The organism is Citrobacter amalonaticus (assembly GCF_018252635.1).
In the GTDB taxonomy this organism is placed as follows: domain Bacteria; phylum Pseudomonadota; class Gammaproteobacteria; order Enterobacterales; family Enterobacteriaceae; genus Citrobacter_A; species Citrobacter_A amalonaticus_E.
Genome location: NZ_JAGTXM010000005.1, coordinates 73929 through 85702 on the forward strand (window position 1 = coordinate 73929; position 11774 = coordinate 85702).

Annotated in this window: 12 protein-coding genes and 1 pseudogene; 8 read left to right on the plus strand and 5 right to left on the minus strand. The window is 53.8% G+C overall.

Going from position 1 to position 11774, the window contains the following annotated elements; genetic code table 11:
• Positions 1 to 125 precede the first annotated feature (125 nt).
• A complete protein-coding gene (gene dsdC / locus KE671_RS15920) occupies positions 126 to 1082 on the plus strand; it encodes a DNA-binding transcriptional regulator DsdC (protein ID WP_206163760.1) in 957 nt (318 codons plus the stop codon).
• A gap of 56 nt (positions 1083 to 1138) precedes the next feature.
• Positions 1139 to 2188, plus strand: coding sequence for a cellulase family glycosylhydrolase (locus KE671_RS15925; RefSeq protein WP_206163761.1), 1050 nt, complete (start codon positions 1139 to 1141; stop codon positions 2186 to 2188).
• On the opposite strand, the gene emrD is transcribed toward KE671_RS15925, so the two are convergent.
• From emrD to tisB, 3 genes are all read right to left on the minus strand, one after another.
• Positions 2115 to 3299: a multidrug efflux MFS transporter EmrD gene (gene emrD / locus KE671_RS15930; protein ID WP_206163762.1), complete on the minus strand. Its 1185-nt coding sequence runs from the start codon at positions 3297 to 3299 to the stop codon at positions 2115 to 2117. The two genes, KE671_RS15925 and emrD, sit on opposite strands and share 74 nt — an antisense overlap.
• Before the next feature lie 178 nt (positions 3300 to 3477).
• Positions 3478 to 4311 (minus strand): DMT family transporter, encoded by an 834-nt coding sequence (locus KE671_RS15935; protein ID WP_206163763.1) that lies wholly within the window; start codon positions 4309 to 4311, stop codon positions 3478 to 3480.
• Positions 4312 to 4427: 116 nt separating this feature from the next.
• Entirely contained in the window at positions 4428 to 4517 is a 90-nt protein-coding gene (gene tisB, locus KE671_RS15940) for a type I toxin-antitoxin system toxin TisB (protein WP_042323479.1), read from the minus strand.
• A 523-nt stretch (positions 4518 to 5040) separates the two neighbouring features.
• On the opposite strand from tisB, the gene ivbL reads away from it, so the two are divergent.
• The 3 genes from ivbL (at position 5041) to ilvN (ending at position 7235) form a co-directional block, all read left to right on the plus strand.
• Complete coding sequence (gene ivbL / locus KE671_RS15945; RefSeq protein WP_061075844.1) at positions 5041 to 5139, plus strand: ilvB operon leader peptide IvbL; 99 nt, start codon at positions 5041 to 5043, stop codon at positions 5137 to 5139.
• Between the two features lie 107 nt (positions 5140 to 5246).
• Positions 5247 to 6941: an acetolactate synthase large subunit gene (gene ilvB / locus KE671_RS15950; protein ID WP_206163764.1), complete on the plus strand. Its 1695-nt coding sequence runs from the start codon at positions 5247 to 5249 to the stop codon at positions 6939 to 6941.
• A 3-nt stretch (positions 6942 to 6944) separates the two neighbouring features.
• Positions 6945 to 7235, plus strand: coding sequence for an acetolactate synthase small subunit (gene ilvN, locus KE671_RS15955; protein ID WP_046492343.1), 291 nt, complete (start codon positions 6945 to 6947; stop codon positions 7233 to 7235).
• A 1-nt stretch (position 7236) separates the two neighbouring features.
• Here ilvN and KE671_RS15960 read toward each other — a convergent pair whose 3' ends face one another.
• Positions 7237 to 8022, minus strand: a complete 786-nt coding sequence (locus KE671_RS15960) for a DeoR family transcriptional regulator (RefSeq protein ID WP_206163765.1) — start codon at positions 8020 to 8022, stop codon at positions 7237 to 7239.
• A 326-nt stretch (positions 8023 to 8348) separates the two neighbouring features.
• On the opposite strand from KE671_RS15960, the gene rbsK reads away from it, so the two are divergent.
• The 3 genes from rbsK to KE671_RS15975 are packed head-to-tail and all read left to right on the plus strand — an operon-like array spanning position 8349 to position 11635.
• Entirely contained in the window at positions 8349 to 9269 is a 921-nt protein-coding gene (rbsK, locus tag KE671_RS15965) for a ribokinase (RefSeq protein WP_206163766.1), read from the plus strand.
• A gap of 27 nt (positions 9270 to 9296) precedes the next feature.
• Complete coding sequence (fucP, locus tag KE671_RS15970) at positions 9297 to 10610, plus strand: L-fucose:H+ symporter permease (protein ID WP_195505778.1); 1314 nt, start codon at positions 9297 to 9299, stop codon at positions 10608 to 10610.
• Between the two features lie 11 nt (positions 10611 to 10621).
• Positions 10622 to 11635 (plus strand): aldose 1-epimerase family protein, encoded by a 1014-nt coding sequence (locus KE671_RS15975; RefSeq protein WP_206163767.1) that lies wholly within the window; start codon positions 10622 to 10624, stop codon positions 11633 to 11635.
• On the opposite strand, the pseudogene KE671_RS22850 reads toward KE671_RS15975, so the two are convergent.
• Positions 11593 to 11763: pseudogene (locus KE671_RS22850) on the minus strand (hypothetical protein); the annotation flags it as partial. The gene KE671_RS15975 and the pseudogene KE671_RS22850 sit on opposite strands and share 43 nt — an antisense overlap.
• Positions 11764 to 11774: the final 11 nt, after the last annotated feature.

The following is an 11774-nucleotide window of genomic DNA, read 5'->3' on the forward strand; positions in this document are numbered from 1 at the left end:
AGGTGATTTGCATCCGATAATCGCGTAATTTTGAGATATGGTTCACTCTCATTCATCTTACTGCGGATTTTTTCTGCAATTTTTTTTACACTTCGACGGACGACATTGACGTTATTGAGGTCTTTATGGAACCCCTTCGCGAAGTCAGAAATCATCTTCTCAACGGCTGGCAATTATCTAAACTCTATACGTTTGAAGTGGCTGCCCGACACCAGTCGTTTGCGATGGCCGCAGACGAATTATCGCTGAGCCCCAGCGCCGTCAGCCATCGTATTAACCAACTGGAAGAAGAGTTAGGGATCCAGCTTTTTGTTCGATCGCATCGTAAAGTGGAGCTGACCCATGAAGGTAAACGGGTATTCTGGGCGTTGAAATCGTCACTGGATACGTTGAATCAGGAGATCCTCGACATCAAAAATCAGGAACTCTCCGGGACGCTGACCGTCTATTCTCGTCCGTCTATCGCACAATGTTGGCTGGTGCCTGCGCTGGGGGATTTTACCCGTCGCTACCCGTCGATTTCGCTCACCATATTAACCGGCAACGACAACATAAACCTGCAGCGAGCCGGGGTCGATCTGGCGCTCTATTTTGACGATGCGCCGTCGGCGCAACTGGAGCATCACTTCTTAATGGACGAAGCGATTCTCCCCGTTTGTAGCCCGGATTATGCCCGGCGTTTTGATTTAATGGACTCGCTGGTGAATCTGCCGCATTGCACGCTGCTGCACGATCGCCAGGCCTGGAGCAATGATTCTGGAACCGATGAATGGCATAGCTGGGCGCAGCACTTTGGGGTGAACTTGCCAACATCGTCGGGAATTGGTTTTGATCGCTCCGATTTGGCGGTGATTGCCGCCATGAATCACATCGGGGTCGCAATGGGTCGTAAACGGCTGGTACAAAAGCGTCTGGAAAGCGGCGAGCTGGTCGCGCCCTTTGGTGAAATGGCACTAACCTGCCACCAGCATTACTACATAACGACGCTACCCGGCAGGCAATGGCCGAAAATTGAAGCCTTTATCAACTGGCTGCGTGAGCAGGCGACGTCGTTTTCCCAAAGCGAAACTGCTACACGATAACTAAAAAAGCGTGCTACATACGTGATAGTGCGCCTGCAACGTTACTGAGGATCATCGTGATTAAACCGCTCGTCTCGCTCGTCGTGTTGGTCAGCTTCGCCCTTGGGGCGGCGCAACCGCCGCTGACAGCGACACATTATGCGCAGCAGCTCGGTGTAGGGATGGACGTCGACTGGGCGCGTACCGAACAAGGTATCCGGGAGTTCGACCCGCTGGTGGTGCGGGATTTCCACGCGAAAGGGATAAGCCATGTGCGCATTCGGGTAGCGGGAGAACCTACCGAGGCGCGACTCATCCATCTACGCAAACTGGTGGAGGCTTGCGAGCAGTACGGTGTCATTCCGATTATCGCCTATCAGGCGGATGAGTATAAAAATGACCCCAGCGTGAGTAACGAAAAAGAGGTGATCAACTGGTGGGTGGCGGTCGCGCACTATTTTTCCCGAAGCGCGCCACTGCTGGGGTTTGACCTGATCTACGAACCTGGCGGTAAACTGAATCACGATCTGGCTTCACTGAACCGGGTGTATGACAAATCCATTCGTACTATCCATGCCATCGATCCGCAACGGATGATCTTTGTCGCGCCGCGTCTGCGTGCCGCACCGGAAGATCTGCTGAATTTGCGACTGCCGCCGCAGAGCCAGAACTACGTTCTGGCGGAATGGCATATCTTCCCGTGGGGACCGGTAAAAAATAACGGTAAATACCCGTGGACATCAGGGACGGCGACAGAGAAATCGGCGATTCGCACGCGTATTACTACTGCCGTGCACTGGCAGCAAAAAAGCGGACATGTCAGTTGGGTTGGCGGTTGGGCTACGGGTGAAACCCGCGAGAATCCCCCGTCCTCTTCGCAGCTTGCTTTTGCCACGTTCATGGCCTGCGAACTGAAAAAAGCGAAAATTCCCTATGCGCTCAACGCCGATACGCTGTTTTATGATGGGGAAGAGGGTGCATGGCGGCCCGCGCAGGAGCCGCTGTTAATGGCGATGATTGCGCCGGACTGCGGAACGTCCGGCCATACGGGGGTTAAATCGCCTGCCCCTGATGTGAAAAACGCGCCGCCAGCGGCAGCCAGCACAGTAAAATCAGCAACCCCATAAGCGTCATCAGCAGGCCGAGGCTGCCCTGCCCGGTTTGCGGCAGCATAGCGGAAAGCCAGGCGAGCACGCCGGAACCGATATTTTGTAGACCGCCCACCAGCGCGCCGGCTGTACCGGCGAGGAACGGGAACGGCTCCATTGCGCCGCTGGTTGCCAGCGGGAACAGCATCCCGGCGCCGAAGAAGAACAGCGCGGCGGGGATCAGCAGGGTCCAGACGTTCATCACGCCAAACCAGCCGGGGATCCACATCATCAGCCCGGCCAGCAGGCAGCTCACTACCGACTGCCACATCAGCGTAGAGAAGCGCTTATTCGGGCGACCGGCAAACCATGCGCCGAAAAACGCCGCCGGGATCGGCAGGATAAACAGGATACTCACCACCATGCTGCTCAGTCCTAACACCGCGCCCATTAGCACGCCTGAACAGGCTTCGAACACCGCAATGCCAGCCAGTCCACCAATCAGCATCAGCAGATAGCAGTTAAATGCGCCGTTGCCAAACAGGGTTTTATAGCTGGTGATCAGTCGCGTGCGTGGTGCGCCAGCAGGTCGTGTTTCTGGCATCCAGCGCGCCATGCTGAAGGTAACGCCTGCGCAAAGCACAAGCAGGAAAACGTAGCAGGCGCGCCAGTTCCACATCGTATCCAGTAGGCCGCCAATGAGCGGCGCCAACAACGGACTGACCAGAATACCCATGTTCAGCAGGCTGTTGGCGTGGCGCAACTGCGTACCTTCGTATAAATCGCGCGGCAAGGTCCGTGCCATCACCCCGCCGACGCCGGTTCCCATTCCCTGCAATGCGCTGGCGGCGATCAGTACCGTCAGGCTGTGAGTCGTAATTGCGGCCAGCGTGGCGAGCATAAAAATCGACATCCCAACGAGGATCACCGGGCGGCGTCCGACGCGGTCGGACAGGGGGCCATAAAATAGTTGTGATACGCCATAAGTCAGCAGATAGGCAGCCATAACGCTTTGCACGGCCCCTTCGCGAACGTTTAGCTCACGTGCCATGTCGGCAATGGCTGGGATATATATGGTTTGCGCCATCTGACCTACAGCCACAAGTAATACCAACATCAACAACAAATTGACGTTTCTCTGCCTTTTCATTTCGCTGAATACTTTTCAAAAAGAGAAAAAATAAGAATAAGGTGCTACGCATTCCCATAAATGCAGGTGAAATCTACCACACTAAAAAAAGAAGGCCAGATGGCGAGCGGGAATGGAAAGGGACTGAACGGCAGGATATGTAAACAAAAGCGGCAACAAATGTTGCCGAGTATGTGTGTTAGGACAGGCGTAACAGAATGGCCCCGGCGGCAATTCCGCCAGCAGCCAGGAGGCGCAATCCCGCTACGCGTTCCTTCAGCAGCAGCCAGGCAATCAACGCGCCGAACAGGATTGAGGTTTCACGCAGCGCAGCGACCACCGCCAACGGGGCGAGCGTCATCGCCCACAATGCCAGTCCGTAAGAGCCCATCGTGGCAATGCCGCCAAAAATGCCTTTCTTCCTGTGTTGCATCAGATAGCGCAATGCCTCACGGCGACGGGCCATCATCGCCCATCCCAGCAGGCAGGATCCGTTTAAAAAGAAGGTCCAGAGCGTGTATCCCAGCGCGGTTTCCGAGAGCCTGACGCCAGTGCCATCAACCAGCGTATATCCGGCGATGAAACAGGCGTTAATCAGCGCGAGCACAATACCTTGCTGCGAACGGGCCCGACCGTTAAAAGCCATACCAAGGATTGCGGCGCAGATCACCGCGATACCCGTCCACGCCAGCGCTGACAGGCTGTCGCCGAGAAACAGTACGCTGATGATGGCCACTAGTAGCGGTGCCGTCCCGCGCATCAGCGGGTAGGTCTGACTCATATCGGAAACGGTATACGTTCTGGCGACCAGGACGGTGTAGACCACCTGTAAGGCGGTCGAGGCCGCTAAAAACGGGATGCTGGCGATTGAGGGTTGTGGCGCAAAGGGCAGGCACAGGAGCGCTATAACGGCGGCGGAACCGCTGACGCTGATGGCGGCGTAGAGCTTGTCGTTCCCGGCTTTCACAATGGCGTTCCAGCTGGCGTGCAGCAGCGCGGCGAACAGCAAAATGCAGAAAACGGAAAGGGTCATAGCACGGGCGTCATCAGGGAATGTCATAAAAACGTAACATATCATCGTCACACACGCATCTGCGATGTAAAAGGGGAGCGGTTGCCCGCTCCCCTTTGGTGCGACTTGAATCTGAATTACTTGAGGTATTTCAGAACAGCATCAAGCAGTTGCATGGCTGCAACGATGAGTTTCAGGATAAGAATAGCGATATCCACGAGGCTCATACGCTTCTCCTTTTGGCAAAGGAGCACGGTGCTGACGTACCTTTCCGCCGCCTGTTACCAGCACCTTCGTTGACATAACACAGTGTGCTCACCGGGGGGTTAAGGCGCTGACGGCACCACCCGTTTCAGCCAGGACTTTGTTGCGCCGGTTTACGATGCGGCCCCACCTAACACATTGCGTACGGAGATATTATAGATAAATACTGTATGAATGAACAGGTATTTGTGGACAGTACCTAACTTCTGAGCCATACTCAAAAGCGTCAAAATCCGTGCCGAAATTGCGTGTTCTTCGCAGAACGCGTATACTTTTGCTGTTGACATAACACAGTGTGCTTTGCGGCAACCAACCGCATAACGCTGAAAAAACCTCGCTCCGGCGGGGTTTTTTGTTTTAGGCGTTTTTTATCGAGGAAACGTGATCGTCGACGCATTTTTACGCAGATGAAAATTTTTCCGTTGTCAGCTTATGAAAGCTGTGCTTGTATAAATCCTGTTAATCATTAAACAGACAAGGTCCCTAATGAACCCTTCCATGCTGACGTCGACCCTACTAAACACTGCGCCATCTCGCGCAGCGGTCGTCGTGCGTGTGGTGGTGGTCGTCGGCAATGCGCCGTAGGGTCCGGAACAACACACGATTCCAAAACCCCGCCGGCGCAAACCGGGCGGGGTTTTTCGTTTAAGAGACCTGCCCGGAGCGTCGGCCCAGAACAAAAGGACTGGAGTATGGCAAGTTCGGGCACAACAACAACATCCCAGCGTACGCGTTTTACGGGCGCTGAATTCATCGTTCATTTTCTGGAACGTCAGGGTATTAAGATTGTCACTGGTATTCCGGGCGGATCGATTCTCCCCGTCTATGATGCCTTAAGTCAGAGCACACAAATTCGCCATATACTGGCGCGTCACGAGCAGGGGGCGGGGTTCATTGCGCAGGGTATGGCGCGAACCGACGGTAAACCGGCGGTGTGCATGGCCTGTAGCGGGCCGGGCGCGACCAATCTGGTGACCGCTATCGCCGATGCGCGCCTGGATTCTATCCCCATGGTGTGTATCACCGGACAGGTTCCGGCCTCCATGATCGGCACCGACGCCTTCCAGGAAGTGGACACCTACGGCATCTCTATCCCCATCACAAAACATAACTATCTGGTCAGACATATTGATGAACTCCCGCAGGTGATGAGTGACGCATTTCGTCTCGCTCAGTCTGGACGTCCTGGCCCGGTGTGGATAGACATACCTAAGGATATCCAGATGGCGATCCTCGAGATTGACGAGATGCCAGAACCGGCACAGAAAATGGCGACGCCGGAATTCAGCGCCGACAGCATTCGCGATGCTGCCGCGATGATTAACGCCGCACAGCGCCCGGTGCTGTACCTCGGTGGCGGGGTGATTAATGCGCCACAGCGGGTGCGTGAACTGGCGGAAAAGGCGCAGTTGCCCACCACCATGACGTTGATGGCGCTGGGAATGCTGCCGAAGGCGCATCCGCTGTCGTTAGGCATGTTAGGGATGCACGGTGCGCGCAGCACTAACTTCATCCTGCAAGAGGCGGATCTGCTGATCGTGCTGGGCGCGCGTTTTGATGACCGGGCGATAGGCAAAACCGAGCAGTTCTGCCCGAACGCCAAAATCATCCACGTCGATATCGACCGCGCGGAGCTGGGCAAAATCAAGCAGCCGCACATCGCTATTCAGGCTGATGTGGATGACGTGCTGACCCAGTTAATTCCGCAAATTGACGCGAACCCGCGCACAGAATGGCTCCAGTTGGTCAGCGATTTGCAACGTGAGTTCCCGTGTGCCATTCCGCAGGGGAGCGATCCGCTGTGCCATTATGGCTTGATCAACGCGGTGGCAGCCTGCGTGGATGATAACGCGATTATCACCACCGACGTGGGTCAGCATCAGATGTGGGCAGCGCAGGCCTATCCACTGAACCGTCCTCGTCAGTGGCTGACCTCTGGCGGCCTGGGCACGATGGGGTTTGGTCTGCCGGCGGCGATTGGCGCGGCGCTGGCGAACCCGGATAAGAAAGTGCTGTGCTTCTCCGGCGACGGCAGTCTGATGATGAACATTCAGGAGATGGCGACCGCCAGCGAAAACCAGTTAGATGTGAAAATCATCCTGATGAACAACGAAGCGCTGGGGCTGGTGCATCAGCAGCAAAGCCTGTTCTACAAGCAGGGCGTTTTTGCTGCGACATATCCGGGGACCATCAACTTTATGCAGATTGCTGCCGGGTTTGGTTTACAGACCTGCGACCTGAATAACGAAGCTGACCCGCAGGCCGCATTGCAGGAGATTATCAGCCAACCGGGGCCGGCGCTGATCCATGTCCGCATTGATGCGGAAGAAAAAGTGTATCCAATGGTACCGCCAGGCGCGGCAAATACTGAGATGGTGGGGGAATAAGCCATGCAGAAACAATCATATGAGAACGTCATTCTGGAACTCACCGTCCGCAATCACCCAGGCGTAATGACCCACGTTTGCGGGCTATTCGCCCGTCGTGCATTTAACGTCGAGGGCATCCTCTGTCTACCGATTCAGAGCAGCGACCAGAGCCGCATCTGGCTACTGGTCAACGACGATCAGCGTCTGGAGCAGATGATTAGCCAAATCGATAAGCTGGAAGATGTGGTGAAAGTGGTGCGTAACCAGTCAGACCCTACAATGTTCAACAAAATTGCCGTGTTCTTTGAGTAACTTAATCGCCGTCTGAATCAGGGGTAATCACCTTGACGGAACCGTTCCGGCAGTGGGTGGCATAATCTGCCGGTAGCGGACGATCGCATATCAGGACATCAAAGGTGGAAAGCGGACCAATGCTGGCGGGAGCGACCTCATCGAACAGGGCGTAACGCGTCAGTAAAATTTTACGCAGTCCGCGCTCCATCGCTTTGCGCTTGGTGGCGAGGTCGTCCGGGTTAAACCAACTGACGCCGAAGTGCTCGTGTACGCCGCTGGCGGAGATAAAGACTTTTCGCGGATTCAGGGAATCCAGCGGTGACGGGTTATTCGCATCGTAAAATGCATCGCTCTTCGCCCGGTACGTTCCACCGCAGAGGATCGCCGTGGCGTTGGATTTTTCATTGAGCGCGATAAAGACCTGGTGCGAGTAGCAGATCCCGGTAAAAGCGATCTCATCCGGGATCATACTGATCACCAACGGCATCTCCGGACCATTATCAAAAAAGATCAGATCGTTTTCGCTTACCAGGCCGGCTGCCAGGATAGCGACGGGCAAATCGTCGCGATGATGAGGCTTTTTGGCCAGCAAGGGAGCACCGGCTGGCGCGGCGGGTTTACTGACCATCACAATATAGCCGCCGAGCAGCGTCAAGGGCAGCGGCTCGTCATCCTGGCTGAGATCCCGGCGAATGGTCATCACGGAAACTTCCAGCATCCGCGCGGCGTCTTTCAGATGGATGCGATCGGTTTTCTTCAACAGTTCCATCAGACGTCGAATACGTTCTTTTTGCTTGGTTTCCATTCACCTTCTCCGCGATTCATGTTGCGTATGTTCCATGAGTAACATTTTTGTGTCTGTCGGAACATCATATTGCTGCATTACTATACGTCCGGCTGGCGGGAATTAAAAGCGCGTTTGTTCGCGTTTTTTTGATTGTAACTGGTTTGATTTCAGTTAATTGTAATAGTTTTGCCACTATTGACAGGTAACAGTAATTCCTGGAGTGTGCAAAAAATAAACAGAGAAATGATCTTCCAATCGCGATCCTAGTCACAAATGATACGGAAGTAACATGATAATGTTATTTTATTATCATTGTTATGTGATTGTTTCTGAGAGGGTGTAAAATGGATATCGCGGTTATTGGCTCCAACATGGTGGATCTCATCACTTATACCAACCAGATGCCCAAAGAAGGCGAAACCCTGGAAGCGCCGGCGTTTAAAATCGGCTGTGGTGGTAAAGGCGCGAATCAGGCCGTTGCGGCGGCGAAGCTCAACTCCAAAGTGCTGATGCTGACCAAAGTCGGCGACGATATCTTTGCAGATAACACCATTCGCAATCTCGAATCCTGGGGCATCAATACTACCTATGTCGAAAAGGTCCCGTGTACCAGTAGCGGCGTGGCACCGATTTTTGTGAATGCGAACTCCAGTAACAGCATTCTTATTATTAAAGGGGCGAACAAGTTCCTCTCCCCGGAAGATATCGATCGCGCTGCGGAAGATTTAAAAAAATGTCAGCTTATTGTCCTGCAGCTGGAAGTTCAGCTGGAGACGGTTTATCACGCTATTGAGTTCGGCAAAAAGCATGGCATTGAAGTGTTATTAAATCCCGCGCCGGCATTACGGGAATTAGATATGTCTTATGCCTGTAAATGTGATTTCTTTGTACCAAATGAAACTGAACTGGAAATATTAACCGGTATGCCAGTGGAGTCGTATGACCATATTCGTGCCGCCGCCCGTTCCCTCGTAGATAAAGGGTTAAACAATATTATTGTGACCATGGGTGAGAAAGGTGCGCTATGGATGACGCGCGATCAGGAAGTGCATGTCCCGGCGTTTCGCGTGAATGCGGTTGATACCAGTGGCGCAGGTGACGCTTTTATCGGTTGCTTTGCCCATTATTATGTCCAGAGCGGAGATGTCGAAGCCGCAATGAAGAAAGCCGCCCTTTTCGCTGCGTTTAGCGTCACCGGGAAAGGCACACAATCCTCTTATCCGAGTATCGAACAATTTAATGAATTTCTTACCCTAAACGAATAATACTCCTGCACTGTAAAAGGTAGCACTATGAACGATAAAAACATCATTCAGATGCCCGATGGGTATCTGAATAAGACCCCTCTGTTCCAGTTTATTTTGTTATCCTGTTTATTCCCATTATGGGGATGCGCAGCCGCATTAAATGATATTCTGATTACGCAATTTAAAAGCGTATTCTCACTCAGCAACTTTGCCTCAGCATTAGTGCAGAGCGCCTTTTATGGCGGCTATTTTTTAATTGCGATCCCGGCATCTCTGGTGATTAAAAAGACCAGCTATAAAGTGGCGATTTTAATCGGTCTGACGCTGTATATCGTCGGCTGTACGCTCTTTTTCCCGGCCTCGCACATGGCAACCTACACCATGTTCCTTGCGGCGATCTTCGCGATTGCGATTGGTCTGAGCTTCCTGGAAACCGCGGCGAACACCTACAGTTCGATGATTGGTCCAAAAGCCTATGCCACCTTACGGCTGAATATCAGTCAGACTTTCTACCCGATTGGCGCGGCATCCGGCATTTTGCTCGGTAAATATCTGGTCTTTTCCGAAGGCGACAGTCTGGAAAAACAGATGGCAGGAATGAATGCCGAGCAGATCCATAACTTTAAAGTGTTGATGCTGGAAAATACCCTTGAGCCGTATAAGTACATGATTATGGTTCTGGTGGTGGTGATGGTGCTGTTCCTGCTGACCCGTTTCCCGACCTGCAAAGTGGCGCAAACCGCCAACCATAAACGCCCGTCGGCGATGGACACGTTGCGCTATCTGGCGAGCAATGCCCGCTTCCGTCGAGGCATTGTGGCGCAGTTCCTGTATGTAGGGATGCAGGTGGCCGTATGGTCATTCACCATCCGTCTGGCGCTGGAACTGGGTGATATCAACGAGCGTGATGCTTCTAACTTTATGGTGTATAGCTTTGCCTGCTTCTTTATCGGCAAGTTTATCGCCAACATCCTGATGACCCGTTTTAATCCGGAAAAAGTGCTGATCCTTTACTCCATTATCGGTGCGCTGTTCCTTGCCTATGTGTCGCTGGCACCGAGCTTTAGCGCGGTATATGTCGCGGTGCTGGTGAGCGTTCTGTTTGGGCCTTGCTGGGCGACCATTTATGCCGGCACGCTGGATACGGTTGATAACGAACATACTGAAATGGCGGGCGCGGTGATCGTGATGGCCATTGTGGGGGCCGCGGTGGTCCCGGCGATTCAGGGCTATGTCGCCGATATGTTCCACTCGCTGCAACTCTCATTCCTCGTCTCCATGCTGTGCTTCGTTTACGTGGGGATCTATTTCTGGCGCGAAAGCAAAGTGCGCAGCCTGGCTGAAGCGACCGCATCCTGAGGAGAATGATGATGACAACACGTATCACGCTGTGGCGGACGCTCTTTAATGAACATCCGCAAACCCTACTGGAGAACAGTGATTTCACCGTTACCGCCTTTCGTTATGCCAGCGGTGTGGAAGGGCTGAAGGTGCAGAACAGTCGTGGTTATCTGGTGATTCTGCCCTGGATGGGGCAGATGATCTGGGACGCGCAGTTCGACGGCCACGATCTGACCATGCGCAACATGTTCCGCCAGCCAAAACCCGCGACGGAAGTGGTGGCGACCTATGGTTGTTTTGCCTTTCATTCCGGGCTGCTGGCCAATGGTTGCCCGTCGCCGGAAGATACGCACCCGTTGCACGGTGAAATGGCCTGTGCCGCAATGGATGAGGCCTGGCTGGAGCTGGATAGAGACAGTCTTCGCGTCACCGGGCGCTACGAGTATGTGATGGGATTCGGTCATCATTATCAGGCGCAGCCTGCGGTGGTGATGCGAAAAGCGAGCGCGCTGTTTGATATTCAGATGGCGGTGACGAACCTGGCGTCTGTCGTAATGCCGTTGCAGTACATGTGCCATATGAACTATGCCTATGTGCCGGAGGCGACTTTCAGCCAGAATATCCCGGATACGGCGCTGCGGCTTCGTGAATCGGTCCCGGCGCATGTGAAACCCACCGAACAGTGGCTGGCGTTTAATCAGCGGATCTTACAAGGCGAAGCGTCGCTGGCGAAGCTGAATGAACCCAACTTCTACGATCCGGAAATCGTCTTCTTTGCTGACAAACTGGACAGGTATACGGATAAACCCGAATTCCGCATGATCGCCCCGGATGGCACCACGTTTGTCACTCGTTTCGCCAGTTCGGAGCTCAACTACGTGACACGCTGGATCCTGTACAATGGCGATCAGCAGGTCGCGGCATTCGCTCTGCCTGCCACCTGCCGCCCGGAAGGATTTCTCGCCGCCCAGCGAAACGGCACGTTGCTTGAGGTTCATCCTCAGCAAACCCGGACATTTACGGTCACCACCGGCATCGCCTGATCGCTCAAGGCTTGAACAGCAACGCGCTTATCGTTAAGGTAAGCGCTTTCGCCAGATGGCGGCGTAAACGCCTTATCCGGCCTACATCGGTACTCGCCCGTAGGACGGATAAGCGCAGCGCCATCCGGCTTGCTTTAGC